A 25918-nucleotide genomic window follows, 5' to 3' on the forward strand; every position below is an offset into this window, starting at 1 on the left:
GCCGCGGTTGCTGGAAATTGGAAGCTTTATTTCTACGAAAATTTTGTAGAAAAAAGAGGAAAGCCGTCAATCATGTTGAATATGTAGATTGTTAACAAGATGAATGTCCTATTTTCTTATGGGAATGGAGGTGCCGCGCGCGATGAGCAGCAGCGAAATCATCGTCAGTTTGGACATCGGTACATCCAAAGTTCGTGCTATTATTGGTGAAATTACGAATGGAGCCATTAATATTATTGGAGTTGGATCGGCCGACTCAGAAGGAATCCGCAAGGGTGCTATTGTCGACATCGATCAGACCGTTAGATCGATCCGCAACGCGATCGATCATGCTGAGCGGATGGTCGGCATTCAAATAAGCGAGGTTTGTATTGGCATCCAAGGTAATCACATCGCATTGCAAACGAACCACGGAGTAGTCGCTGTATCGAATGAAGATCGTGAGATTGGCGAAGAAGATATCGAACGTGTGATGCAGGCGGCTAGAGTAGTAGCGCTTCCGCCAGAACGTGAGATCATCGGAGTTGTACCTAGACAGTTCTTAGTTGATGGTTTGGAGGGAATTTCTGATCCGCGAGGCATGATTGGTGTACGTCTGGAAGTAGAGGCGACGATAATCACCGGGACTAAGACGTCCTTACATAATTTGATCCGCTGCGTAGAGAAAGCCGATCTGCATATTTCTGATCGGGTTTTGATGTCTCTAGCATCCGGTTCGATGTCGCTAACGAAAGACGAGCGGACGATGGGAACGGTGCTGGTCGATATTGGCGCTGGATCAACAACGGTCTCGGTATTCGAAGGCGGCGGACTCGTAGCAACATCTACTCTGCCAGTCGGCGGCGAACATGTTACGAACGATATTTCATATGGTTTGCGCACGCATACGGAGCAAGCTGAGAAGTTTAAATTAAAGTACGGCTGCTCGCTTATTTCGGATGCAGCAGAAGATCAGAAGTTTAAAGTTATGCGTATGGGCAGCAACGTCGAGAAAGAATTTACTCAAGTGGATTTGGCTAATATTATTGAGCCGCGGATGCAAGAGATCTTCCACCTGGTAAGGCAGGAAGTTAGACGGCTTGGTTACGGTGACAAAGTGAACGGATATGTGCTGACAGGTGGAACGGTTTCGATGCCTGGGACGCTTAGTCTGGCGCAGCAGGAGCTCGAATCGTCTGTTCGGATCGCAGTGCCTGACTTTATTGGAGTGCGCGACCCTGCGTTTAACAATGGCGTCGGTATGCTCCATTACGTAGTCAAGAGCGCCCGTGCGAAGAGCATGTCCGTATCCGTGAAGAAGCCGGCTGCTCGCAAGGTAGCCACAAGCAGCGTCTCTACATCGCCGAAACCCGGATTGTTCGAGCGACTCAAAAATTATTTTAGCGAATTCATTTGATCGGGGGAAACGACAGATGTTGGAGTTTGATATGGACATGGAACAACTGGCACAAATTAAAGTTATAGGTTGTGGCGGTGGCGGCAGCAATGCCGTTAACCGAATGATTGAGATCGGTGTTAAAGGCGTAGAATTTATTACGGTTAACACGGACGCGCAAGCGCTCCATTTGGCGCACTCTGAGCATAAGCTGCAAATCGGCGACAAGCTGACGCGCGGACTTGGCGCAGGAGCGAACCCGGATGTAGGAAAGAAAGCTGCAGAAGAATCCCGTGAGCTCATCAGCAATACGCTGAAGGGTGCAGATATGGTATTCGTAACGGCTGGCATGGGCGGCGGTACCGGTACGGGTGCAGCACCAGTCATCGCTGAGATCGCGCGTGAGTGCGGTGCGCTGACGGTAGGTGTCGTTACACGTCCGTTCACGTTCGAAGGCCCTAAGCGTTCTAGACAAGCTGAGCACGGGATCGAAGCGCTGAAAGAAAAAGTAGATACGCTGATCGTTATTCCGAATGACCGTCTCCTCGAAATTGTCGATAAGAAGACGCCGATGCTCGAAGCATTCCGCGTAGCAGACACGGTTCTGCTTCAAGCCGTACAAGGCATCTCCGACCTGATCCAAGTACCGGGTCTGATCAACCTCGACTTCGCAGACGTGAAGACAATTATGACGGAACGCGGCTCGGCACTGATGGGCATTGGCATGGCGACGGGCGAGAACCGTGCATCGGAAGCTGCTCGCAAAGCAATCCAAAGCCCGCTGCTTGAGACGTCGATCGATGGCGCTCGCGGTGTTATTATGAACATTACGGGTGGCGCGAATCTGTCGCTCTATGAAGTGAACGAAGCAGCTGAGATCGTAATCGCAGCTTGTGATCCGGAAGTGAACATGATCTTCGGCGCGATTATCGACGATAGCCTGAAAGAAGAAATCAAAGTGACGGTTATTGCGACAGGCTTCGAGCACAGACCGATGCCTGAACCAGTACGCCGCCCTGGTCAGCCCGTTGAATCGACAGATTCACGTACAGCAACAGCTGGCACATCCAGCAATTCCGGCATGCGCACGTTCAGCAACACGCCGACATCGAGTGACCAGCTCGACATTCCGGCATTCCTCCGCAACCGCCCACGCGGCGATCGCTAGGACAAGCTATTCCTTTTAACATCAAGTCCGTTTCGGCAGATTATCTGCCAGAAACGGGCTTTTTTTTATTTGGTACAGAAGTGCACCTTCGTGGCGTAGAGGGTATTGGGATACTGATTGCAGGTGCAGAAGTACACCTACAAGGTACAGGGAGCGTTGAACTAACTTATCAATAAATGCGACACAATTGTTAGCACGAACAAAAGCTGTGCCCGCAAGGGCACGCGACCCCTAGCACGCAGTTAATGACGCGCATTTCTGTCGAGCCATCAACCCATTCCGGGGTCCATAGGTTGGAAACCCAAGGGGTCCTCCCTTGCAGGGAGGATTTAGGTGAGTAGAACTCTTGATTTACGCGGGTAGAAATCGTTCAGTTAAGCAGGTAGAACACTTAATTTATGCGAGTAGAATTCAGTGTTTTGATGTTTAGATATGATGGTTTAGATAGATGTGAAATAGTGGGGTCAAAAGGGGCAGGGCCCCTTTTCCGACAAAAAAAGATCGTCCCCTGCGTCATGAATAGACAGACATCGAAATACGATTACAATATACTAGTCTCAATCGTTCCTGAAGGGCGATGCGAGGTAGGCGAGTCCGGCCAGGAACCGGCGGGCAGGTGATCATCACTGGCGGTATACGTTGACGTTTTGTTCATGAAAGAGATGTTGATCGATGGTTCGTTGCTGCTCGTTACGGCGTGGGTTCGGGGAATACGTACAGTATGGTATCGAATCGTCGGGGCGAGTGCTCTTGGTGCCTTGTATGTTGTCATGTTGTTCGTTCCGTCGTTGTCGTTTCTGTATACGTTTCTATTCAAATTCGGTATATCGCTAATTATGCTGTGGATCGCATTCGGTTTCGGAGGTCTTCGTGCATACGGTCGAACGTTCGCAGCGTTTTATGCGGTTAATTTTATTGCTGCCGGTGCTATTCTCGGGTTCTATTATTTAATTATGCAGCAAGGTTCGCTGGCGTTATGGCGGGGGCTGCAATTCATCGAAGGCGGCATACGAACCGAATTTAAGGCGGGCTTCATCTTCATTGGGTCTGCCGGTTGTGTAGGGTTGTACATCGCACGCTCAGTTGTGGTTTCCCGTCGTGAGAAAGCGCTTATCAAAGCGCATGTTGCGAAACTGAAGGTGACGATTGGCGACCGTGAAATCGAGTGTGACGGACTCATCGATACGGGGAATCAACTTTATGATCCGCTGACGCGGACGCCGGTTACGATCATCGAGGCGTCGCTGCTTGAAGCGGATTTGCCGTCTACGTGGATGACACGCATCCGCCAGGCGGAAGTCGATAAGCTGGTAGCTCAGCAAGATGAGCAGCCGTTTATTTGGCAGGACCGGCTTCGGCTGGTGCCTTACCGGGGCATAAACCGTGGAACGCAGTTTATGCTTGCGCTTAAGCCGGATGCCGTTACAGTGGAGTGCAATGGAGACACGATCGTCACTCGCAGAGCGTTGATCGGACTGGACGGCGGTCAGTTGTCGTCAGACCGAACGTATCGAGCGGTCATTCATCCGTCGATGGCGGAGCAGAGTGGTGGGGCGTAATGTAACGGCGTATATCACCTTGACGGGAGGCATAATGCCATGATAACGAGATGGAAACTGGTTCTTCAGCTATATTATTACCGCGTCCTGTTTTTATTCGGGCTGAAGAGTGAAGAAATTTACTACATTGGCGGTAGCGAGGCACTACCACCGCCGTTAACGCGTGAAGAAGAGGAATATTTGCTGGAGAAGCTTCCTTCCGGCGATACCGCAATTCGCGCCATGCTCATTGAACGCAATCTGCGGCTTGTCGTGTATATCGCACGTAAGTTCGAGAATACAGGCATTCATATCGAGGATCTAGTATCAATCGGTGCGATCGGCTTAATTAAGGCTGTCAATACGTTCGACCCAGAGAAGAAAATCAAACTGGCGACGTACGCATCCCGTTGTATCGAGAATGAGATACTGATGTATCTGCGCCGCAATAGCAAAACGCGCACAGAAGTGTCCTTCGATGAGCCGCTTAATATCGACTGGGACGGCAATGAACTGCTCCTATCGGACGTTCTTGGTACCGAGAACGATACGATTTATCGGAACATCGAAGAGCAGGTTGACCGCAAGCTGCTGCACAAGGCACTGGATAAGTTAACAGAGCGGGAGCGTATCATTATGGAACTTCGCTTCGGCCTCGCTGATGGAGAAGAGAAGACGCAGAAAGATGTCGCCGATCTTCTCGGTATCTCGCAATCCTATATCTCCCGCCTAGAGAAACGAATCATTAAGCGCCTTCGCAAAGAGTTCAATAAGATGGTGTAAGTTCGAATTGTACCTAATGCGGCACAACAGAACCTACCAATCAACTATATAGCCCAAACAGGAAAAAGCGCTGCCCAGCAGCGCTTTTTCCTGTTTTGTTACATAAGGCAATAAGTGATGGTAGGTCTAGGTGCAGAATTACACCTACGAGAGGCAGCAAGCGGCGATGAGGTCATTGTAGGTGTAGAAATACACCTATATTGGGCTGAGAGCTGGGAAATGGTGTTTGTACGTGCAGAAATGCACCTACAATATGCAAGGTGGGTTTGAGACTAACTATGCATTAACGTGGTTCATCGCTGACCGAGTCAGAACGTACTTTTAAGCTCGAACAAAAGCTGTGCCCCAAAGGGGCACGCGACTCCAAACGACGAAGTTTCATACACGCGCTAAAGTTCCGCCACCAGCCCCTTCCGGGGTCCAGGGGACGGGAGTCCCATGGGGCCCTCCCTTGCAGGGAGGGTTTGGGTGGGTAGAACTCTTGAGGTTTTGGGTAGGTAGAAGTCTTGGAATTTATACCGTGTCCAGGGGTGGAAACCCTGAGGGCCACCCTCAAGGGAGGATTTTGGTGGGAAAGACTTGACAATGAAGTGTACTAGGGTCATAATACAGTCATGGTGTATGAACTACATAGTACACACACTAGAAAATGGGTAATATAGCAAGCGATTAAGAAGTATGCAAAGGAGCTGCGCGGATGGAACTGCTGTTTAACAATCGGGACCCCGTCTATCTGCAGGTCGTGAGGCATTTTAAGGAGCGAATCGCAACCGGGAAGCTGCAGTCAGGGGATACGATTCCGTCTCGGCGCGAGCTGGCCAACCAGCTCGGCATTAATCCGAACACGGCTCAGAAGGCGTACAAGGAAATGGAGGAACAAGGCTTGATCGTAACCGAAGGAAACTCACCGAGTCGAATTACGAGTGACACTATCATACTGGGCCGCATACGCGAAGAATTGCTGACGGAGGCAGTGGACACCTTCCTTGCTTCCGTTAACAACATTGAAGTACCTGCAGAGCAGTTGCTCTCGCTCATTCGGACACGGCTGGAGAAGAAACAAGCCTCGCAGTCGGAACAGGATCAGGGAGAGAAAGGAGTAACGTAAATGATTGAGTTAATTGATGTAAAGAAACGGTTCGGCCTCAAGAAGGTGCTGCAAGGTGTTTCTTTCAACGCGCCACGCGGTGCCATCACATGTCTAACGGGACTTAACGGAGCAGGAAAGACGACCATTCTGAAGGCAATTATGGGCCTTACGCCGATCCAGTCCGGATCGATTCGAATTGATGGAAGCGCGCCTCATCAAGCGATGTATGAGCGGATCGTTTATGTTTCGGATCAACTGACGATGCCGGGACGAATGCGGATCGCGGACTGCTTTGCTTTCATGCAAGACTATTATCGGAATTGGAACAGCGAACGGGCAAACGAGCTGCTTGCGAGATTTCAATTGAATGCCGCCGACAAAGTAAACTCCTTGTCCAAGGGGATGGCGGCGAAGCTGAATCTGCTGATGGGTCTTGCTATGGATGCAGACTATATGCTTCTCGATGAACCTTTCTCAGGCGTTGATATATTCAGCAGGGAAGAAATTGCAGCGGTATTCTCAAGTGATATGGTAGAAGGCCGCGGCATCATCCTAACCACTCATGAAATAAAAGAGATCGAACATTTGCTTGATTATGTCGTTATGTTGGATCATGGGCTCATTACGAAGCAATTCGCAAGCGAGGATATGCGGATGGAGGAAGGCAAGTCGGTTGTTGATGTCATGCGGGAGGTGTATAAGCGATGACCTACTGGAGGCTTCTAAACTTTGAGCTCAAACGCTTGGCACTGCCGCTTGGGATTCTTGTCGTGATTACGACAATACTGCAGCTGTATAATGCATATTCCACAGCCAATAAGGAAATGGATTATGCGCATCGTTTGATGAAGGTAGAGCATCTATCTACGATGGAGCAATATGTGCAGGCGCATGGTTATTTCAGTTATTCGAGCTCATTCGATGAACTTAGCTGGTTGATCTTATCGATCTTCATCTGTGCGGCTTTTATTGGCTTCTATTTCGTATTCATTTGGTACCGGGATAGTCTTGGTCGTCATCCATTCATGACAAGACTGTTAATGCTCCCGGCATCGAGACGTAATCTATACTGGGCGAAGCTGACAGCGCCGTTGTTGGTCATGTTGTCGCTGCTCGCACTACAGCAACTGCTGTTGCCGATTGGGGATTCAATCTATCAATCGATCGTACCAAGCGAAGCGAGAGAAGATGTTCCGTTACAGATGCTCATTCTGATTAATCCTGTGCTGAATATTCTTCTATCTCCAAATATCGTTGCGTTACTTCTGTACTATGGAACGGGAATTACAGCTGTAATCATTCTATATACTGGGATATTGTTAGAACGCAGCTATCGTTGGTCCGGCATTCTTGCCGGTCTGATCTATGCTGCTGCTGCAATCTTCGTGATCGTCATTCCGCTCATCATTCTTCAATCCAACTATAGATATTTGATGATGGAAACGCAGTTGACAATATTCTATTTTGTTCTATTGGCAGCTGTGAGCAGTATTTCAGTATGGTTCAGTCAATATTTGCTAGCAAAGAAATTCACGATATAGACAACGGCATCTGCGGTGCGGTTTGAGAGGAGGCTTATCATTGTTTAAAAAGTATGGCATGGCGTTTGCAGTCATAGTATTTGTCATCGTGGGAGTCGGGATGTATGCGGCATCAGGCTGGAAAAATAACGGCAGACCCAATTTTAAGCTCGTTGCTGTTGAGGGTGATGCATCATTAGGGAACAATCTTGCTGTCCAAGGATATTATAACTATACAGACTCGGGCTCAGTTTCTACGTCTATGAAGATTGGTCAACAGAAGACATCCTATAAAGACAGTCGGTATCATTTTCAGTGGTTTGCAGGGGATGATGAGGTATACAAGAAGTTTGGTGACACAAAGCAAAAGCGCCGATTTATGAAAGGTAAATATCCTTTCGGATTATTCGTTGATCAGCCGACTATGCTCGGTTATGCATACAGCAATCAGGTCGATGGACGTTGGGGGCTTGCGGTGGGGGCTCTTAATAAAGAAACGAATGAGGACTTTTATTTCAAGCTGGAATTGCCACAACGCGATGGGACTGCTTATTGGAATACAATAATGATTCGTGGCGTGGATGCTTCGAGTATAAGTGTATATATGGCACGTTATGAAGACTTCAAGTTCGGGGACAAAAATCAAGTCAATCGGATTTCCAAGCTTATTCGCCTCGACATTGATTTGAAAGAGCAATCGATTACGAAGGAAACGGACATGACGGCAGATTTGCCTGGAAATGAACCCGATACTCTTCATAGCACCCAAATTGTTTCTTTCAATAACGAAATCGCAATCATTGAAGATGATGTGCAAGATAAATCTGACTCAAATTCAATCCCAAATTACTATGTGTATAGCTTTGCAAATGATTCAATACGGCCAATTGCGCTTAAGAGTAATAGGGATTTTAGAACAGACAGCATGAATCTTGTTGGTACACAGATCGAACGATTCATGGTTAAAGACGGTGTCGTTTACTTCGAAGCTTATGATTTAAGTCAAGTTGGGGATCCATTAGTGAATTCTTGGAAAGTTAATTCGCGTGCATGGGGAGTTTTGGATGATACCGATGTTCGTCCTTATGATGATCATACCGCCCAAATCCTGTACAGGCTTGATAAAGCAAATTCGTATATACGCGGCATCGCAATTGTTGATGTCGCAACGGGCAATCTCACTTATCGTGGCGAGGTTCAGACAGATGGAAGCGAAGAGGATCAGCAAAAAAAGCTTCGCCATCTCTCACTAGGATTCTAATCCAAAAGCAAGCTCTCTGGTCATCTGGACCGAGAGCTTGTTTTCTTTTTTTCTTGCAATGGTACAGCGCTTTCATCTCAACAGCCGCTTAGGCGACAACGTTTTCACAAGGCGTGTCGAACTGTGTCGGGGGCAGGAATATTTCGGGGGGGCGGGGAGATAATGAACATTAATGTTTCTCCTTGGGAGGTAATCACGTTGACCCGAAACAAAGTCGAGATCTGTGGTGTGGATACCAGTAAACTGCCTGTCCTGACGAATGTGGAAATGCGGGAGCTGTTTACAGCGCTGCAAACGCGTAACGAACGGGCAGCAAGAGAGAAATTGGTGAACGGCAATCTGAGGCTCGTCCTCAGCGTCATTCAGCGGTTTAATAACCGTGGCGAATATGTCGACGACCTGTTCCAGGTCGGCTGCATCGGCCTGATGAAGGCGATCGATAATTTCGACTTAAGCCAGAATGTCAAATTCAGTACTTATGCCGTACCGATGATCATCGGTGAAATTCGCCGTTACTTGCGTGACAACAATCCGATTCGCGTATCGCGCAGCCTTCGAGACATTGCTTATAAAGCGCTGCAAGTACGCGACAGCTTAACGAACCAGAATTCGCGAGAGCCAACGATCTTCGAAATTTCAGAAGTGCTCGGCGTGCCGAAGGAGGACGTCGTCTTTGCTCTTGACGCTATCCAAGATCCGGTCTCGCTATTCGAGCCGATCTATCATGATGGCGGCGATCCGATCTACGTGATGGATCAGATTAGCGATGATAAGAACAAGGATATCTCATGGATTGAGGAAATTGCGCTCCGCGAAGCGATGCACAAGCTTAATGAGCGCGAGAAAATGATATTGTCCATGCGCTTCTTTGAAGGCAAGACCCAGATGGAAGTGGCAGATGAGATCGGCATTTCTCAGGCGCAAGTATCCCGTCTGGAGAAGTCCGCCATTCAGCAGATGCAGAAGCATGTCAAAACCTGATTGATCCACGATCTCGTTCAAAGCTTACGAAACGGCGAAGCGCTGGCTGCGCCGTTTTTTTGCGCAGGTAGGACATTTTAGACAGGATGGTCATATAGTAATAACAGGAGTTCATGGGCATTGGCCTACCATCTTGGCGCAGAAAGCGGTGAGCGGCTTGAAAATTTCTGACTTTCAGACCAAGGATGTCATCAACATCGTGGACGGGAAGAAGCTGGGTCAAGTAAGCGATCTGGAGCTTGATCTTCGTCAGGGCCGCATCGATTCGATCGTCGTGCCGACGTTCACCCGATTTTTCGGCATGTTCGGCGGCGGCACCGACATTATCATTCCGTGGCGGAACATCGTAAAGATTGGCGCTGATGTTGTGCTCGTTCGTCTTGATGAAGCGAAGGCTGCTTATAAGACGGAGGAGGAAGAAACACAGGTGCGAATGTAAGGAGAGCCGGGGCGCTTGACGTGCGCCGGGCTCTCTTTTTTCTGTTCCGTCGTACTGCCCTATGGTAAACTGAACTGAATAGACATAAAGAGGTGGTACGAATGGAATCATTTGTATGGGATCAGGCTAAGCAGGCGGGTGCATCGCTCATGCGGCTTGAAGCTTGGGAGAATACAGATGCCGGTATTACGGCTGGCTTCACGACGAGAATTGGCGGCGTTAGCACGGGCTGCTGGTCGTCGTTGAATATGGGGCTGCATGTCGGTGACCGCAATGAGGATGTTGTGAGAAACCGGCAGCTTCTGTCCGAAGCGATTGGCTGGCCATTCGAGGCCTTTACATGTGCGGAACAGGTGCACAGCGACAACGTGCATATTGTAACAGTTGACGATATGGGCAAAGGCCGGGATTCGCGGCATTCGGCGCTGCAGGATACGGATGCGCTGATAACGAATGTTCGCGGCGTGCTCTTAGCATCCTTTTATGCAGATTGCGTACCCCTGTACTTCTACGATCCCGTTCATGAGGCCGTTGGACTGGCGCATGCCGGATGGAAAGGAACAGCTGCTGAGATCGCGTGTCGGACGGTAGAAGCGATGAAGAAGGCATTCGGGACCAACCCATCGCAGCTGCGAGGCGCGATCGGGCCTGCTATTGGCGGGTGTTGTTATGAGGTGGACGGTCCTGTCATCGGTCGGATGGAGGAGCTGTGCAGCAGTTTTGCGAATTTAACGGCAGTTGATTCGATGATTCGCCGGACGCAAGACGGCAAGGCGATGCTCGACTTGAAAGAAATCAACCGACAGATTATGATAAAAGCAGGAATTTTGCCGACTCATATCGAAATATCAACATGGTGTACCAGTTGTCGGACAGACCTGCTGTTCTCGCATCGAGCGGAGAAAGGTGCAACAGGCCGAATGGCAAGCTGGATTGGCATGGAGAAGAGGTGAACCTCTTGTCGACGTTAACAGAACGGATACAAGATGTGGAACAATTAATTCAGGCAGCATGTGAGCGCAGTGGGCGCAGCCGTGATGAAGTGAACGTCGTCGCTGTAACAAAGTATGTATCGCTCGACAGCGTGCGTGACGTAGTCGCACATGGGGTTCGTCAGTTAGGGGAGAACCGCTGGCAGAACGCCAAGTCTAAGTGGGAAGCGCTGCAGGAACTGCCGCAGTCGGAAGCGCCGGTATGGCATTATATCGGTTCGCTTCAGACGAACAAAGTGAAGGACGTCATCGGCAAGTTTACATACATTCATTCACTGGACAGGCTGTCGCTGGCGCAAGCCATCGCAGATCGAGCAGACAAGCTTGGCATCATCGTTCCTTGCTTCATTCAAGTCAACGTATCAGGAGAGGAAAGCAAGCAGGGATTGGAGCCGGACGAAGTACCGGCGTTTCTACGCGAGTTAAGCCAGCTTCGGTCCATTCGGCCGATTGGCCTGATGACTATGGCGCCTTTCGAGGCAGAAGCGGAAGAGACGAGACCTGTATTCCGAGCGCTGAGGCAGTTGCGCGATCAACTCAATGAACTTGGCATTGTGGAGCAGCCGTTGACCGAGCTCTCGATGGGCATGTCCAACGATTTTACAGTGGCAATTGAAGAAGGAGCAACCTGGGTACGTCTTGGTACGATACTAGTGGGGAAAGAGGAGGCATAAGTAATGAGTGTAATGAATCGTTTCATGAATTTTTTCGGTCTGCAAGATGAGGAAGAAATCATTGAACACGAGAAAGTAGCACAGCCGCAGCAACAGCATGCTGAGGAACACGAGAATGATTTTGAAACCTCGCCTTTCGAAGCACGTAAACAATCAAAGAACTCCAATATTGTGAGCATCCACTCGCAGAAGAATGTTCGGGTTGTGTTGAACGAACCACGTTCATTCGAAGAAGCGCAGGAAATCGCCGATCATCTTCGTGCCCGCCGCGGCGTTGTTGTCAACCTGCAGCGTGTGCCAAGCGATGTTGCGAAACGGATTTTTGACTTCCTTCTTGGCACGCTTTATGCGGTCAGCGGAACGATGAACCGTATCGGACCAGGCATTTTCTTCTGTGCGCCAGAGAACGTGGAAATTCAAGGTACCATCTCCGAGCTGCTAGTGGACGAACAGGATTACAAACGAATGAGGTGACCTTGATTTGCTAAGCACACTTAGTTGGTATGTGTTCAGACTTGAGGACATATATACATTTCTTATTATCGGCTACGTGTTGTTATCGTGGCTTCCGAATGCACGTGACAGCTTCATCGGCCAGCTTCTTGGCAAAATTGTAGAGCCGTACTTGTCCGTCTTCCGCAGATTCATTCCACCAATCGGCGGCATGCTCGACATCTCTCCATTTATTGCGGTATTAGCGTTGAACTTCATCGCGTACGGAATTATTTTCGTACTAGATCTATTCCTTTAAGAAGCAGGTATATGATCGATGGCGAAGGGCAATATTTATGACCATTTCCACCCGGACGAGCGTTCATTCGTAGATCGGGTGGATGAGTGGATCGAGCGGGCCGCAGAGCGGCATGAGTGGAAACGAACTGATTTTCTAGACCCTAGGCAGATTGAGATCGTACGATCGCTTGCAAATCGCAATGGTCATGTCGAGGTTCGATTCGAAGGCGGCGATCCGCATGCCGAACGAATGCGGGCGATCATTGCGCCGGATTATGCCTATCTCGACGATGAGCCGATGGGTGTGCAGGCAATCGCAGTTACTGCCGATTCGCAAGGCCATTTGGAGCTGGACCACGGGGACTATCTCGGGGCGCTGCTCGGGCTTGGCGTGAAAAGAGATTTGATCGGCGACGTTCATGTGCACGAGGATGGCTGTCATTGTCTCGTCACGGAAGAGATTGCTGACTATGTCAATATTCATTTGCGTCAAGTCCACCGGGTTCATGTCCTGACAGAGCTGATACCTTTATCAGCGCTTCGCGTCGTTGTGCCGAAGCTGGAGGAAGTGAGCCTTTCGGTGGCTTCTCTGCGTCTTGATGGAATTAGCAGCGATGCATTCCGAATTAGTCGAGCACGAATAGTCGATCCTATACGAGCTGGCAGATGCCGCGTCAACTGGAAGGTCGTGGAAGACCCTTCTGCGGCGCTGAAGGCTGGCGACGTTATTTCGATGAAGGGGCTTGGCCGCTTCAAAGTACTGGACATTGAAGGAATGACAAAAAAAGGCAGAGTTCGCGTGCTGATCGGGAAATATATTTGATCTGATGCAGGATTTTGGACGGTGCTGTCGAACAAGATTGATTACGTTCAACACAGATTCCGTCATATCCATTAGGAGGTGCGCCAATGCCGCTAACGCCATTGGACATACATAATAAGGAGTTTGGAAGAAGACTTCGCGGTTACGATGAGGATGAAGTTAATGAATTCCTGGATCAGGTCATCAAAGATTATGAGTCGTTAATTCGCGAGAACAAAGAAATGCAGAATCAGCTGCTTGGCCTGCAAGAGAAGCTGAATCACTTCACTAACATTGAAGAGACGCTCAGCAAGACGATTATTATCGCGCAGGAAGCTGCCGATGAAGTGAAGACGAATGCGAAGAAAGAAGCGCAGCTGATTGTGAAGGAATCAGAGAAGAACGCTGATCGGATCATCAACGAAGCGTTGTCCAAATCGCGTAAGGTAGCTCTTGAAGTCGAAGAGCTCAAGAAACAAGCTTCGATCTATCGTGCACGGTTCCGCACGCTCGTCGAAGCGCAGCTGGAGCTGCTCAGCCAAGACGGCTGGGAAGCGCTGGAGTCGAACGCTGCAGCAGCACAGGAGCGTCTGTAGCCAGCTGTTGTCTAATAGGAACACTATGCAGCGTGCCGAATTTGACAATTTCGGCACGCTGCGCTATAACTAGTTATATTATGAATGAAAGTGAACTTCGTTGACGAGAACAAGTACGCTGCGTTTCCGTTCCCCAGAGAGCCGGCAATTGCTGAAAGCCGGCGTTCGGTATGCATCGGAATATCCTCTCCGAGAAGCAGTGCAGAAATTGCACAGCCCGATTATCGCTTCATGCGATAACATCGGACTTGCAGCAGTAAGCGCTGACGGATGTCCTCCGTTACAGGGAACTCGGACGCAAGCTCCACTGAAGGAGCCCGTTCGTGACAGAGGTGCCATTCATGCCTCGCTGCAGCTATGCGCTGTAACGTTGGACCGCTCATGCGGAAGAATGAATGGAACGAGGGTGGTATCGCGAGCAATGACTCGTCCCTTATTGGGGCGGGTCTTTTTTGTTTTTAATCGAATGTTAAGTTCACGCTTTCGATTGGCGGTAGAACCAACCTTTTAAACGAGGTCGCTCATTCTCGAGCAGCCTTGATATAATTTTTCTCATGATGTGTTCACAATGAAAGGGGACTGACAACGATGCAACGCGTAGACGTCAAAGAACGCGCGCGGAGCCGCGAGCTTCGCGTTCTAGAACAGTGGAGAACAGAGGAAACATTCAAGAAATCGATTACGAACCGAGAGGGCAAACCGAACTTCGTATTCTATGAAGGACCTCCAACAGCTAACGGCGCTCCGCATATCGGTCACGTGCTTGGCCGCGTAATCAAAGACTTTATTTGCCGCTACAAGACGATGTCGGGTTACCGTGTCGTTCGTAAAGCAGGCTGGGATACGCACGGTTTGCCAGTTGAGCTGGGCGTTGAGAAGCAGTTGGGCATTTCCGGCAAACAAGAGATCGAGAACTACGGTGTAGAAGCGTTCATCAAGAAATGTAAAGCGAGCGTCTTCGAATACGAGAAGCAATGGCGAGAACTGACGGAAGCTATCGCTTACTGGACGGACATGGATAATCCGTATATTACGCTCGACAACAATTACATCGAGAGTGTATGGCATATCTTATCTACGATTCATAAGAAAGGGCTGTTGTACCGCGGTCACCGCGTAAGCCCATACTGTCCTTGCTGCCAGACGACGCTCAGCTCGCATGAGGTTGCTCAAGGCTATGAGGATGTTAAAGATCTGAGTGCTACTGTGAAGTTCAAGCTTGCAGACTCGAACGAGTTCGTGCTTGCATGGACGACGACGCCATGGACGCTCCCAGCGAACGTTGCGCTCGCTGTGAATCCTTCTCTCGATTATGCGAAAGTGAAACGCGGAGAAGAAACGTACGTTGTTGCACAAGCGCTTGTTGAATCCGTGTTTAAAGATAGCGAATACGAGATCGTTGGTTCGGTGAAAGGCGCAGACCTTGTTGGCAAGAGCTATGAACCTCCGTTCCGTTACGTTGCGATTGAGAAAGGCCATGTTGTTATCGGTGCAGACTTCGTCAGCGATTCGAGCGGTACGGGTATCGTTCACATCGCGCCAGCGCATGGTGATGATGACTATAAGGCAGCGCGTGCCAACGGCATCAGCATGCTGAGTGTTGTGAACAACGCAGGCCGCTATGTAGATGAAGTGACGGACCTTGCGGGCCGTTTCGTTAAAGATTGCGATATTGATATTGTCAAAATGCTCAGCGAACGCGGACTGTTGTTCAGCAAAGAGAAATACGAGCACAGCTATCCATTCTGCTGGCGCTGCAAATCGCCATTGCTCTACTATGCAACAGAGAGCTGGTTCATCGAGACGACAGCTGTCAAAGATCAGCTGATCGCGAACAACAGTGAAGTAGATTGGTATCCAGGTCACATTCGTGAAGGCCGCTTCGGTAAGTTCCTGGAGGACTTGGTCGACTGGAACATCAGCCGTAACCGTTATTGGGGCACGCCGCTTAACGTATGGGTGTGCGAAGCGACGGGCAAAGAATATGCACCGAGCAGCATCGCTGACCTGCGTGAGCGCGCGGTTGATTTTGTGCCGGAGGATATCGAGCTTCACAAGCCTTACGTGGATGAAATCAAGCTGAAATCGCCGTTTGCGGAAGGCGCCGTTATGACGCGTACGTCTGAAGTCATCGACGTGTGGTTCGACAGCGGTTCGATGCCATTCGCGCAGCAGCACTATCCGTTCAGCGACGAATCGAAGTTTGCAGATCAATACCCAGCAGATATTATCTGCGAAGGCATCGACCAAACACGCGGCTGGTTCTTCTCGCTGCTCGCAGTATCGACGCTGTTCAACGGCAAAGCGCCTTACAAAGCGGTAATCTCGACAGGCCATATCCTCGACGAGAACGGCCAGAAGATGTCCAAGTCGAAGGGCAATGTTATCGATCCTTGGGAAATCATCAACGAGTTCGGCACGGACGCATTCCGTTGGGCATTGCTCGCAGATAGCGCACCATGGAACAGCAAACGTTTCTCGCGCGGCATCGTAGCCGAAGCGAAATCGAAAGTGATCGACACGATCGTTAACACGCACGCATTCTTCGCGCTGTATGCTACGATCGATGGCTATAACCCAGCCGAGCATCCGTACAAACCGTCTGCGGCTAAGCTGGATCGGTGGATCGTTTCGCGTCTGAACAGTCTGATCACGCAAGTGGTGAAAGGTCTTGATGCGAATGACTTCCTTAATCCTGCCAAAGGAATCGAGGCATTCGTTGACGAGCTCAGCAACTGGTACATCCGTCGTTCGCGTGACCGTTTCTGGGGAAGCGGCCTGACGGAAGACAAACTGGCTGCATACGGTACATTGCGCCACGTTCTGATCACGCTGTCGCGCCTGATCGCGCCGTACGCTCCGCTGCTTGCTGACGACGTATACGGCAACCTCGGAGGCGAAGGCAGCGTTCACCTGGGTGACTTCCCAACGGCAGATGAGTCGGCTATCGATGAAGCGCTGGAGCGCGACATGGAGACGGCACGTCAAATCGTTGAGCTGGCACGCAACGTGCGTAACGAAACGGGCATCAAGACGCGTCAGCCGCTGTCCGAGTTGATCGTATCGCTTGACCGCGACTTCGATGTAGCGGCATATGAAGATATCATCAAAGATGAAATCAACGTGAAGACGATCGTTATCGAGAACAGCGACAGCGGATTCGTTGATTTCACGCTTAAGCTGAACCTGAAAGTAGCAGGCAAGAAGTTCGGCAAGAACGTTGGTCCAATCCAAGGTTATCTGAAGGAACTGGCAGCAGAGCAAACACGTGCGGCGGTTCAAAGCGGCGGTCTGACATTCACGACAGCAGAAGGCGAATCGATCGCTATCACCGTTGATGAGCTGCTTGTCGAGAAGCAGGCGAAAGCTGGCTTCGCATCGGCATCGGGTTACTCGCTGACGGTTGCACTCAACACAGATATTACGCCTGAGCTTGAACAAGAGGGCTGGGTCCGCGAAGTCATTCGCGCTGTACAGGATACGCGTAAAAAGCTGGATCTGCCGATCGAGAAGCGTATCGATCTCGTACTCGAAGTCGATGCAGAGCTGCAAGCAGCGCTTCAAGCATTCGATAACGTCCTGCGCGAGAACGTACTCGTGAACACCGTATCGTTCGGTTCAGCCGAACATATGGAACGTGTCGAGCTCGGCGGCAAGACCGTTGGAATTCAAATCCTGAAATAAGGACAATCTAAATAGCACCAAACCAAAAAACGAGCGCAAACTTGATGGTTACTCATCAAGCTTGCGCTCGGTGTTGTTATTAGGAACTTATAAGTTTCCGGTTTCTAGGAGAACTTAATTATTTAGAGCATCGCACGAACAGAAGTTGTGCCCCACAGGGGTACACTACTCCACGCGCGCATTAACTGATCCACGCCTTGGTCAATCCCACATCCATTCCGGGGTCCAAAGCGCCTCCTTTGCGGGGAGAGGGTGTGGGTGGTTAGAGAGAGGCTCGAACAAAAGTTGTGCCCCACAGGGGTAAGGCTCTAATCAGCACGAACAAAAGTTGTGCCCACAGGGCACACGACTCCACGCACGCAGTAACTTATCCACGCCCCTGTCCCGCCAACAGCAACTTCCGGGGTCCAGGGGACGGGAGTCCCATGGGGCCCTCCCTTGCAGGGAGGGTTTGGGTGGGTAGAAAGCTTTCAGTAAAGTTTTTTCAACAAAGAATTTAAAGTAATTTTACGAAAAAGGGGTAAAGGGGCGCTGCGCCCCTATCTTTCACCGAGAGGATGGGCCGTCATTATGGTATCCATAACAAAAGATGCCGATGAGAAAGAGATATCTGCTCTTCGGGCTTCATTGAATGCAGTAGACCGGCAGCTGCATCAGGTAGCCAAAGATATGGAGCGTGCCCAAATACGCGACTACATCGAGCTGCTAAATCGACCGTTTCGGCTCATCTGGCGCAATTTCTTGTCCGGGACAGCACGCGGCGTTGGCATCGCGCTTGGCTTTACCGTGTTCGCCGCGACCATCCTCTATGTGCTGCGGTTGCTTGGTGCATTAAACCTTCCGATTATTGGCGATTTCGTAGCTGATTTGGTTAGAGTCGTTCAAGCACAGCTGGAAGGTAAAATGTATTAAAAGGTGCTGCCGTCGTACGAACCTTCATCCTTATCGTTAGAATTGAAAGACAGTTCATCGTCGCCCTCGCCATGCGACATATACTCATGGTATTGGCGGTTGCGGACGACGGAGACGACGCGTCCTGTAATATCGGTAGCCAAGAAGCTTTCGATTGTCTCGACGAACCCTTCGTTCTCGTCAGCTTCCGTATACATTTCGTTATAGGAGTCGACTTCACGGTTTTCGGACATGGCAGGCGAGTTCGAGTTGCCATAATGCTCGACGATCTGCCAAGCATCCTCGCCATCGAATTCGACATAGCCATCCTCCTCGCGGCGGCTTCGGCCGAAGGCAGGCTGCAGGAAGTCTTCTTCGGCTGGACGGCGATTGGACAACTCCTGTCGTGGCGCATGCTGAGTACAGTATAGCGAATCTGGGAGTGCCTCCAGCCGTTCAATCGGAATGGCTTGACCGCATGTTATGCACTTGCCGTATGTGCCATTGTCGATAGCAACGAGTGCAGCATCGATTCGTTCAAGATGAAAATCCAGCAGCTCATGGATCGCTAGATCCTTGCTTCGCTCAAACATTTCAGTTGCAACGTCGCCCGGATGGTTGTCGATCGGAGACAACTCGCCTGTCTCATCCTTCAGCGAGTTTGCCAAGCCACCTTCTTCGCTGTCATGCTGCGATTGCTTGATTGATCGACTCATTTCGATTAGTCGACTTCGAAACTGGGCGATTTGCTGCTCATTCAGTGTCGTCAATGTCAGCACCTTCCTTATAGAGGTTGTTCAAGAAGTTGAAAACCGACTTTTTGAACAAGCGATTATGCTTTTCCACGCTTTTCGGATGCGGCGGCAATACCTATAGGGTGAGCGGAGAAGCGACATTTTAGCAAGGATGGGGGGCGGGGGTTGAAGCCTGTTATGGATAGTTCTGCATGATCGCAGCAGGACCTTCGTCCTTGGAGGATATGGTCGCTTCTGCACGGTTTATGCTACAATAGATTGGACTGTCATGCATATGCTTACGAAGCCAGCGATTTGCAAGCAGGAAGATGATTTCGGAAAGTAACGCAAATTGCTTTTTAGGAGGGAAACGATGCTGCGTTTATTGTTTTATCTTGTAATTAGTGGTATTACGTTTGCGGTGGACTACATATCCAAGAAGGTTATCGTCAAGGAGCTAGATCTGTATGAGCAGGTACGGGTAATCGGAGATTTCTTCGTTATCACTTCGTTCCGGAATACGGGTGCAGCGTTCAGTCTTCTTGAGAATCAGCGTGTATTCTTTCTCATTATTACGATCATCATCACGGTTGGAATTGTAGGATATATGAGCTTTCTAACCCGTAGACAGGGCAGAGCGCTTCTGCTTACTGGACTGGCGCTTGTGCTTGGAGGCGCTCTTGGCAACTTCATCGATCGTGCAAAATCAGGCGAGGTAGTCGATTTCCTGCAATTTACGTTCGGAAGCTATACATTCGCGATTTTTAACCTGGCTGATACAGCAATCTGCATTGGTGTTGGTCTGATTGTTCTGGATTCGCTGCTTGCTTCAAGAGCGGAGAAACGAACTTATGTGGACAAGGCAATTGCAGCGTCGTATTCGGAACCGAAACAGCCGCAAGAATAGGTGTGGAAGGAAAGATAGAGCATAATGGAGCAAAATTGGAATAACGATCAAGAAGAGATCGAAATTGAATATGTATATGAATTAGATGACGAGGACGATGCTTCGGATGACGGCACCTCTCTAGAGTGGGAAATCGACGAGACAGCTGTCGGCGAACGTCTGGACAAATTCGTAGCAGAAGCTATCGATGACGAAGCGGTGTCACGGACACAAATTCAAGACTGGATTAAAGCTGGCGCTGTGCTAGTAAACGGTAAAGAAATGAAATCGAAACACCGTCTGGAGATCGGCGATGTTGTTACGGTTAACGTGCCTGAAGCGCAGCCGGCGGAGATTGTTGCAGAGCAGATTCCGCTGGAGGTCGTGTATGAGGATAGCGATGTTATCGTTATCAACAAGCCTCGTGGGCTCGTCGTTCATCCTGCGCCGGGGCACTCATCGGGTACGGTTGTTAACGCACTGCTGTACCATTGCAAAGATCTGTCGGGCATTAACGGTTCGATCCGTCCGGGCATTGTGCATCGTATCGATAAAGATACGTCAGGTCTGTTGATGGCAGCCAAGAACGATACCGCGCATGCTTCGCTATCCGCACAGTTGAAAGATCACACGGTCACTCGCAAGTATATTGCACTCGTGCATGGCAAAGTGCCGCATGAACGAGGTACAATCGATGCGCCAATCGGCAGAGATGAGCGGGATCGTAAGATGTTTACCGTTACGGAGAAGAATAGCCGGCATGCTGTAACGCATTTCAATGTGATCGAACGTTTGGGCGAGGATTACACTTTGCTTGAGCTGCAGCTCGAAACAGGTCGTACGCATCAAATTCGCGTGCACATGAAGTATATCGGACATCCGTTGGCAGGCGATCCAATGTACGGACGCAGCAAGACCGTAGATCTTAAGGGGCAAGCGCTTCATGCAGCGATTCTCGGCTTCGAACACCCGAGAACAGGCGAGTTCTTGCAGTTCGAAGCACCGATTCCAGATGATATGGCTCATGTGCTGCACAGTTTACGTCAACGATAAGCCGTGAAATAGTACAAATTTTTTGCGCATTCGTATATTTTAGTCGACGTATAGGATGAGCTATGCTGTTAACATGAATATACGCGGTTCGGGAGCGCTGCTCCCGCGCCCTGTCACGGAAAGGTGATCGAGCAATGACGCAGATGAATCAGCACTATTTGGAGCTTCAGGGCAGCTATTTGTTCTCTGAGGTAGCGAAACGCCGTACGAAATTTGTGCAAGAGAATCCGAACGCCGACATTATTAGCCTCGGTATTGGTGACGTAACGCGAGGACTTCCTGCTGCTGTCGTGCAAGCGATGCATGCAGCCGTCGATGAGATGGCGCAGCCGGGAACGTTCCGCGGCTATGGCCCGGAGCAAGGCTATGATTTTCTTACGCAAGCGATTATCGAGAATGACTATAAGTCGCGTGGTGTCGACATTCAGTTGAATGAAGTATTCCTGAGCGACGGATCGAAATGCGACGTCGGCAACATCCAAGAAATTTTCAGCCAAGATGCAATTGTCGCGGTTCAAGACCCGGTATATCCGGTTTATGTCGATACGAACGTAATGGCTGGCCGCTCCGGCAAGTTCAACCGTGAGACGAACCGTTATGACAATATCGAGTACTTGGAGTGCAATGCGGCCAACAACTTTAAGCCTGCGCTTCCTAAGCGTAAAGTTGACATCATCTATCTGTGCTATCCGAACAACCCAACAGGGATGACGCTGTCGAAGGAAGAGTTGAAGGTATGGGTCGACTATGCGAAAGCGAACAAATGCATCATCCTGTTTGACTCCGCATATGAAGCATTCATCCAAGAGTCGGATGTGCCGCGCAGCATCTATGAAGTAGAAGGTGCTCGCGAAGTTGCGATCGAGTTCCGCAGCTTCTCGAAGACGGCTGGCTTTACGGGTATTCGTTGTGCATACACGGTCGTTCCTCGTGAGCTGAAAGGCTACGACAAAGACGGCAACGAGCTGCTTGTCAACGACCTGTGGAACCGCCGCCACACAACGAAGTTCAACGGTGTGTCGTACGTTACGCAGCGTGGCGCTGCAGCGATCTATACGCCAGAAGGCAAAGAACAAGTCAAATCGATCATCGATTATTACATGACGAACGCAAGCATCATTCGTGAAGGCATGAAATCGATCGGTCTGGAAGTGTACGGCGGTGTGAACGCGCCATACATTTGGCTCCAGACGCCGAACGGCGTTGACTCGTGGTCGTTCTTCGATCGCTTGTTGTCCGAAGCGAACATTGTGGGCACGCCGGGCGTAGGCTTCGGCCAAAGCGGTCAAGGTTACCTGCGCCTCACGGCGTTCGGCAGCCGCGAGAATACGGAGCGCGCTGTAGAGCGCATCCAGAAGTTGAAACTGTAATTGTTAGCGGAACGCCACCATTCCTTGGGATGGTGGCGTTTTTTGATGGCTCACAACATAATCAGCCAGCAACTCCAATAACCATCTCGGGGCAGTCTGAGTAATACCTGTTTGCAGCACCCATAATAATGACAACAAACCTGATAACAAAAGGGCGGAAAAGCTACTGAGAGCCTTGACAGTTGGTGTCGAATGTGGGATAATTTCTTTCGATAAAGCAGTACCTTTAAATCAGCCCAGAGAGGCTGGCAAGGTAGCGTGATAACATATTTCTCGGTCGGCCCACAGACGGCAGAACCGAGCACTGATTCTATGGGCGCGTCTTCTCTGCGGCCTAAATCCGGTGCCGTCGGTTTGCACTGTGAGTGCACCGAGTTATCAAGCTGACTCCTTGCCTGTAGGGCAAGGAGTTTTTTTGTGCACGCTCGCCTGATGAGGATGAAGGAGGAAGCGGCTTCCATGACGGTAGAACAGCACCGGATACTAATGGACGAGACAGCGATCCGACGCGCATTGACTCGAATCGCGCATGAAATTGTCGAGAGAAACAAAGGCATAGACAATGTTCTGTTGGTAGGCATTCGGACAAGAGGTATCTACCTCGCCGAGCGGCTGGCCATGCTGATCGAGGAAATCGAGGGCAAGCCGGTTGAAGTGATCGACCTCGACATTACCGCATACCGCGATGACCGCAGATCAGCAGCTAGAGATCGCAGTACAGCGGGTAATGGAGAGAAGGGCTGCGGACTGAACGTTGAAGGACGACGCATTCTACTGCTCGACGATGTGCTGTATACCGGACGGACAATTCGCGCTGCGATGGATGCCGTCATGGATTGCGGAAGACCGGAGGTCATTCAGCTGGCAGTGCTGGTGGACCGCGGTCATCGAGAGCTTCCGATTCGACCGGATTTTGTCGGTAAGAACGTTCCTACCTCGAAGCAGGAAGAGATTGAAGTGTCGCTGGCTGAGGTTGATGGAGATGACAAAGTAACGATTAGCATCAACTTAAGCTGACGAACAAGCACCAAGGGTCACGGGTCGTATGCGGCTAACAAATGGACTAGGGAGGCTTCGCCCAAATGACGACAACGGCAATGAAACAACGCAGCTTACTTGGACTGAAAGATCTGGATGCAGCAGAGATCGAGTCGATACTCGATCGAGCAGCCTACTGGGAGCAGCAAGCGGTTAAGTTGAATCCGGTACTGCAAGGCAAATTCGTGGCGAACATGTTCTTCGAGAACAGTACACGGACGCGCTTCTCCTTCGAAATGGCGCAGAAGCGGCTCGGCGCAGAAGTGATGAACTTCGCAGCAGCAGCATCAAGCGTTGAGAAAGGCGAATCGATCTACGATACGGTCAAGACACTCGAATCGATGGGCATTGACGCCGGAGTCATCCGATTGAAGCCGATCGGTATGCTGGCTGAGATCGCTGAGAATGTCAAAGTGCCGCTCATCAATGCGGGCGATGGCAATAACGAGCATCCAACACAAGCACTTCTCGACCTGTACACGATGCGCAAGCAGTTCGGCAGCTTGAAAGGCTTGAACGTCTCGATTATCGGTGACATTCAGCACAGCCGAGTCGCTCGTTCGAATCTGTGGGCACTCCGCAAGTTCGGGGCGAACGTAAACTTCTGCGCACCGGACAGCATGCGCGCTTCGGACCTTGACGCATCGTATATCTCGATGGACGAAGCAATCCGCGCAGACGTCGTCATGATGCTTCGCGTACAACTGGAACGTCATGCAGGCAGCGTAATGAATTCGGCAGAGGCATACCGCGAAGGCTACGGATTAACAATTGAACGCGCGAAGCAACTGGCATCGCATGCGATCATCATGCATCCGGCGCCAGTGAATCGCGACGTCGAGATCGACAGCGAGTTAGTCGAACATCCGCAATCCCGCATTTTCCCGCAAATGTCCAATGGCGTACCAATCCGAATGGCGGTTATGGAGCGGGCACTGAGCTAAAGCTAGTGTGAACATAGATGAACGGCAACGATGAAGGGAGTTAGCGAAGAATGACACTTTGGGTACTAAACGGACTGATTTGGAATGAAGCAGCAGGCACTGTAGAGAGCAAGCACGTTCGAGTAGAGGGCAATGCAATTGCAGAAATCGTGGACGGCGCAGCGACGCCGGATACGACTGGCGCAGAAGTAATTGACGCCGCAGGCAAGCTGATCAGCGCAGGTTTCATCGATATGCACGTGCATCTTCGCGATCCAGGCTTCGAGTACAAAGAAGACATAGCAACAGGGACGCGCTCGGCTGCTGCAGGCGGATTCACAACGATCGCTTGCATGCCGAACACGCGGCCGGTAACGGACACGGCTGAAACCGTGAAATACATTCTTGATAAAGCAGCTAAGGAAGGCGTAGTACGCGTCCTGCCTTACGCAGCAATCACGAAGAACGAGCTCGGACGCGAACTGACGGACTTCGCTGCATTGAAAGAGGCTGGCGCAATCGGCTTCACGGATGACGGCGTAGGCGTACAGAACGCGCAAATGATGAAGAACGCAATGACGCTCGCGAAGTCGCTCGACATGCCGGTTATCGCACACTGCGAAGACGACTCGCTCGTCGAAGGCGCTTGGGCGTCGGAAGGTAACTTCGCGAAGAAGCATGGCCTCAAGGGCATTCCGAATGAATCGGAAGCCATCCATGTTGGACGCGACGCACTGCTGTCCGAAGCAACAGGCGTTCACTACCACGTCTGCCACGTCAGCACAGAGCAGTCGGTCCGTCTGATCCGTCTTGCGAAGTCGATTGGCGTGAATATCACTGCAGAGGTATGCCCGCATCACCTCGTGCTGTCGGACGAGGACATTCCAGGCGTAGATGACGCGAATTGGAAAATGAACCCGCCGCTCCGCACGCCGCGCGACGTGCAAGCAGTTATCGAAGGTCTCGAAGACGGGACGATCGACATCCTCGTAACCGACCATGCGCCGCACAGCGCAGAAGAGAAAGCACGCGGACCACTGCTTGCGCCATTCGGCATCGTAGGCTTCGAGACAGCATTCCCGCTGCTCTACACGAAGTTCGTACGTACGGGCAAATGGACGCTTGGCTTCCTGCTCCAGCGTATGACGTCGGATCCAGCACGCGTATTCAGACTGCCAACAGGCCGTCTGGAAGCTGGCGCACCAGCTGACCTGACGATCGTTGACCTCGAGAACGAGCGCGAAGTTCGCCCTGAGACGTTCTCGTCGAAGAGCAACAATACGCCATTCGGCGGCTGGAAGCTGTACGGCTGGCCAACGACGACGATCTACAACGGTCAAGTCGTATACAACAAAGCGTAATTACGGCACTACAATATATAACTTCTG

At 50.5% G+C, this 25918-nt stretch carries 25 protein-coding genes and 1 other annotated feature; of the genes, 24 read left to right on the forward strand and 1 reads right to left on the reverse strand.

Going from position 1 to position 25918, the window contains the following annotated elements; translation table 11 throughout:
* Positions 1-142 precede the first annotated feature (142 nt).
* The 18 genes from ftsA to H8B09_RS04665 all read left to right on the forward strand — a co-directional run bounded on the left by ftsA (position 143) and on the right by H8B09_RS04665 (position 18547).
* The gene (gene ftsA / locus H8B09_RS04580; protein ID WP_191202805.1) at positions 143-1396 is read left to right on the forward strand and encodes a cell division protein FtsA; all 1254 of its coding nucleotides are present in this window, start codon (positions 143-145) and stop codon (positions 1394-1396) included.
* A 16-nt stretch (positions 1397-1412) separates the two neighbouring features.
* A complete protein-coding gene (gene ftsZ / locus H8B09_RS04585) occupies positions 1413-2543 on the forward strand; it encodes a cell division protein FtsZ (protein ID WP_191202258.1) in 1131 nt (376 codons plus the stop codon).
* A 626-nt stretch (positions 2544-3169) separates the two neighbouring features.
* Positions 3170-4102: a sigma-E processing peptidase SpoIIGA gene (gene spoIIGA, locus H8B09_RS04590; RefSeq protein ID WP_191202806.1), complete on the forward strand. Its 933-nt coding sequence runs from the start codon at positions 3170-3172 to the stop codon at positions 4100-4102.
* A 39-nt stretch (positions 4103-4141) separates the two neighbouring features.
* The gene (gene sigE, locus H8B09_RS04595; RefSeq protein WP_110046498.1) at positions 4142-4864 is read left to right on the forward strand and encodes an RNA polymerase sporulation sigma factor SigE; all 723 of its coding nucleotides are present in this window, start codon (positions 4142-4144) and stop codon (positions 4862-4864) included.
* A gap of 697 nt (positions 4865-5561) precedes the next feature.
* Positions 5562-5972, forward strand: coding sequence for a GntR family transcriptional regulator (locus tag H8B09_RS04600; RefSeq protein ID WP_191202259.1), 411 nt, complete (start codon positions 5562-5564; stop codon positions 5970-5972).
* A complete protein-coding gene (locus H8B09_RS04605; RefSeq protein ID WP_191202260.1) occupies positions 5973-6662 on the forward strand; it encodes an ABC transporter ATP-binding protein in 690 nt (229 codons plus the stop codon).
* Positions 6659-7495 carry a hypothetical protein gene (locus H8B09_RS04610; protein WP_191202261.1) on the forward strand — a complete coding sequence of 279 codons (837 nt, stop codon included), beginning with the start codon at positions 6659-6661 and terminating at the stop codon, positions 7493-7495. The genes H8B09_RS04605 and H8B09_RS04610 overlap by 4 nt, the downstream gene beginning before the upstream one ends.
* Positions 7496-7535: 40 nt before the next feature.
* Positions 7536-8735, forward strand: coding sequence for a hypothetical protein (locus H8B09_RS04615; protein WP_191202262.1), 1200 nt, complete (start codon positions 7536-7538; stop codon positions 8733-8735).
* Between the two features lie 198 nt (positions 8736-8933).
* On the forward strand, positions 8934-9716 hold the full coding sequence (gene sigG / locus H8B09_RS04620; protein ID WP_191202263.1) for an RNA polymerase sporulation sigma factor SigG: 783 nt from the start codon (positions 8934-8936) through the stop codon (positions 9714-9716).
* Positions 9717-9873: 157 nt separating this feature from the next.
* Positions 9874-10155: a YlmC/YmxH family sporulation protein gene (locus tag H8B09_RS04625; RefSeq protein ID WP_191202807.1), complete on the forward strand. Its 282-nt coding sequence runs from the start codon at positions 9874-9876 to the stop codon at positions 10153-10155.
* A gap of 101 nt (positions 10156-10256) precedes the next feature.
* Entirely contained in the window at positions 10257-11108 is an 852-nt protein-coding gene (gene pgeF / locus H8B09_RS04630; protein ID WP_191202264.1) for a peptidoglycan editing factor PgeF, read from the forward strand.
* Positions 11105-11821: a YggS family pyridoxal phosphate-dependent enzyme gene (locus H8B09_RS04635; RefSeq protein WP_318152532.1), complete on the forward strand. Its 717-nt coding sequence runs from the start codon at positions 11105-11107 to the stop codon at positions 11819-11821. Before pgeF ends, H8B09_RS04635 begins: the two co-directional genes overlap by 4 nt.
* A 3-nt stretch (positions 11822-11824) precedes the next feature.
* A complete protein-coding gene (locus tag H8B09_RS04640; RefSeq protein ID WP_191202266.1) occupies positions 11825-12295 on the forward strand; it encodes a cell division protein SepF in 471 nt (156 codons plus the stop codon).
* Between the two features lie 7 nt (positions 12296-12302).
* Positions 12303-12572 (forward strand): YggT family protein, encoded by a 270-nt coding sequence (locus tag H8B09_RS04645; protein ID WP_191202267.1) that lies wholly within the window; start codon positions 12303-12305, stop codon positions 12570-12572.
* An 18-nt stretch (positions 12573-12590) separates the two neighbouring features.
* Complete coding sequence (locus H8B09_RS04650) at positions 12591-13376, forward strand: YlmH family RNA-binding protein (RefSeq protein ID WP_191202268.1); 786 nt, start codon at positions 12591-12593, stop codon at positions 13374-13376.
* Between the two features lie 86 nt (positions 13377-13462).
* The gene (locus H8B09_RS04655) at positions 13463-13951 is read left to right on the forward strand and encodes a DivIVA domain-containing protein (protein WP_191202269.1); all 489 of its coding nucleotides are present in this window, start codon (positions 13463-13465) and stop codon (positions 13949-13951) included.
* 91 nt (positions 13952-14042) lie between these two features.
* Positions 14043-14388: a binding site (T-box leader), on the forward strand.
* Positions 14389-14539: 151 nt separating this feature from the next.
* Entirely contained in the window at positions 14540-17635 is a 3096-nt protein-coding gene (ileS, locus tag H8B09_RS04660) for an isoleucine--tRNA ligase (protein ID WP_191202270.1), read from the forward strand.
* Between the two features lie 570 nt (positions 17636-18205).
* Positions 18206-18547: a DUF5665 domain-containing protein gene (locus H8B09_RS04665; RefSeq protein ID WP_191202271.1), complete on the forward strand. Its 342-nt coding sequence runs from the start codon at positions 18206-18208 to the stop codon at positions 18545-18547.
* Here the strand turns inward: H8B09_RS04665 and H8B09_RS04670 are convergent.
* Positions 18544-19305 carry a TraR/DksA C4-type zinc finger protein gene (locus H8B09_RS04670; RefSeq protein WP_318152534.1) on the reverse strand — a complete coding sequence of 254 codons (762 nt, stop codon included), beginning with the start codon at positions 19303-19305 and terminating at the stop codon, positions 18544-18546. The genes H8B09_RS04665 and H8B09_RS04670 overlap by 4 nt on opposite strands.
* A 328-nt stretch (positions 19306-19633) precedes the next feature.
* On the opposite strand from H8B09_RS04670, the gene lspA reads away from it, so the two are divergent.
* The 6 genes from lspA to pyrC all read left to right on the forward strand — a co-directional run bounded on the left by lspA (position 19634) and on the right by pyrC (position 25891).
* The gene (gene lspA / locus H8B09_RS04675) at positions 19634-20167 is read left to right on the forward strand and encodes a signal peptidase II (protein ID WP_224753254.1); all 534 of its coding nucleotides are present in this window, start codon (positions 19634-19636) and stop codon (positions 20165-20167) included.
* A 24-nt stretch (positions 20168-20191) separates the two neighbouring features.
* Positions 20192-21199, forward strand: a complete 1008-nt coding sequence (locus tag H8B09_RS04680) for an RluA family pseudouridine synthase (RefSeq protein WP_191202273.1) — start codon at positions 20192-20194, stop codon at positions 21197-21199.
* Positions 21200-21333: 134 nt separating this feature from the next.
* Positions 21334-22569, forward strand: a complete 1236-nt coding sequence (locus H8B09_RS04685) for an LL-diaminopimelate aminotransferase (protein ID WP_191202274.1) — start codon at positions 21334-21336, stop codon at positions 22567-22569.
* Between the two features lie 459 nt (positions 22570-23028).
* On the forward strand, positions 23029-23586 hold the full coding sequence (gene pyrR, locus H8B09_RS04690; protein WP_191202275.1) for a bifunctional pyr operon transcriptional regulator/uracil phosphoribosyltransferase PyrR: 558 nt from the start codon (positions 23029-23031) through the stop codon (positions 23584-23586).
* 65 nt (positions 23587-23651) lie between these two features.
* Positions 23652-24551, forward strand: a complete 900-nt coding sequence (locus H8B09_RS04695) for an aspartate carbamoyltransferase catalytic subunit (RefSeq protein WP_191202276.1) — start codon at positions 23652-23654, stop codon at positions 24549-24551.
* Between the two features lie 50 nt (positions 24552-24601).
* A complete protein-coding gene (gene pyrC, locus H8B09_RS04700) occupies positions 24602-25891 on the forward strand; it encodes a dihydroorotase (RefSeq protein ID WP_191202277.1) in 1290 nt (429 codons plus the stop codon).
* Positions 25892-25918: the final 27 nt, after the last annotated feature.

It is taken from the genome of Paenibacillus terricola (assembly GCF_014779765.1).
Taxonomy (GTDB): Bacteria; Bacillota; Bacilli; order Paenibacillales; family Paenibacillaceae; genus Paenibacillus_T; species Paenibacillus_T terricola.

What these genes read in the sequence shown, in the direction of transcription:
- H8B09_RS04685 (WP_191202274.1), top strand. Translation starts at nt 21,334, where the DNA reads ATGACGCAGATGAATCAGCACTATTTGGAGCTTCAGGGCAGCTATTTG.
- H8B09_RS04655 (WP_191202269.1), top strand. Translation starts at nt 13,463, where the DNA reads ATGCCGCTAACGCCATTGGACATACATAATAAGGAGTTTGGAAGAAGA.
- H8B09_RS04605 (WP_191202260.1), top strand. Translation starts at nt 5,973, where the DNA reads ATGATTGAGTTAATTGATGTAAAGAAACGGTTCGGCCTCAAGAAGGTG.
- pgeF (WP_191202264.1), top strand. Translation starts at nt 10,257, where the DNA reads ATGGAATCATTTGTATGGGATCAGGCTAAGCAGGCGGGTGCATCGCTC.
- H8B09_RS04695 (WP_191202276.1), top strand. Translation starts at nt 23,652, where the DNA reads ATGACGACAACGGCAATGAAACAACGCAGCTTACTTGGACTGAAAGAT.
- H8B09_RS04665 (WP_191202271.1), top strand. Translation starts at nt 18,206, where the DNA reads ATGGTATCCATAACAAAAGATGCCGATGAGAAAGAGATATCTGCTCTT.
- H8B09_RS04650 (WP_191202268.1), top strand. Translation starts at nt 12,591, where the DNA reads ATGGCGAAGGGCAATATTTATGACCATTTCCACCCGGACGAGCGTTCA.
- H8B09_RS04610 (WP_191202261.1), top strand. Translation starts at nt 6,659, where the DNA reads ATGACCTACTGGAGGCTTCTAAACTTTGAGCTCAAACGCTTGGCACTG.
- pyrC (WP_191202277.1), top strand. Translation starts at nt 24,602, where the DNA reads ATGACACTTTGGGTACTAAACGGACTGATTTGGAATGAAGCAGCAGGC.
- H8B09_RS04600 (WP_191202259.1), top strand. Translation starts at nt 5,562, where the DNA reads ATGGAACTGCTGTTTAACAATCGGGACCCCGTCTATCTGCAGGTCGTG.
- ftsA (WP_191202805.1), top strand. Translation starts at nt 143, where the DNA reads ATGAGCAGCAGCGAAATCATCGTCAGTTTGGACATCGGTACATCCAAA.
- ftsZ (WP_191202258.1), top strand. Translation starts at nt 1,413, where the DNA reads ATGTTGGAGTTTGATATGGACATGGAACAACTGGCACAAATTAAAGTT.
- pyrR (WP_191202275.1), top strand. Translation starts at nt 23,029, where the DNA reads ATGACGGTAGAACAGCACCGGATACTAATGGACGAGACAGCGATCCGA.
- sigE (WP_110046498.1), top strand. Translation starts at nt 4,142, where the DNA reads ATGATAACGAGATGGAAACTGGTTCTTCAGCTATATTATTACCGCGTC.
- ileS (WP_191202270.1), top strand. Translation starts at nt 14,540, where the DNA reads ATGCAACGCGTAGACGTCAAAGAACGCGCGCGGAGCCGCGAGCTTCGC.
- H8B09_RS04640 (WP_191202266.1), top strand. Translation starts at nt 11,825, where the DNA reads ATGAGTGTAATGAATCGTTTCATGAATTTTTTCGGTCTGCAAGATGAG.
- lspA (WP_224753254.1), top strand. Translation starts at nt 19,634, where the DNA reads ATGCTGCGTTTATTGTTTTATCTTGTAATTAGTGGTATTACGTTTGCG.
- H8B09_RS04680 (WP_191202273.1), top strand. Translation starts at nt 20,192, where the DNA reads ATGGAGCAAAATTGGAATAACGATCAAGAAGAGATCGAAATTGAATAT.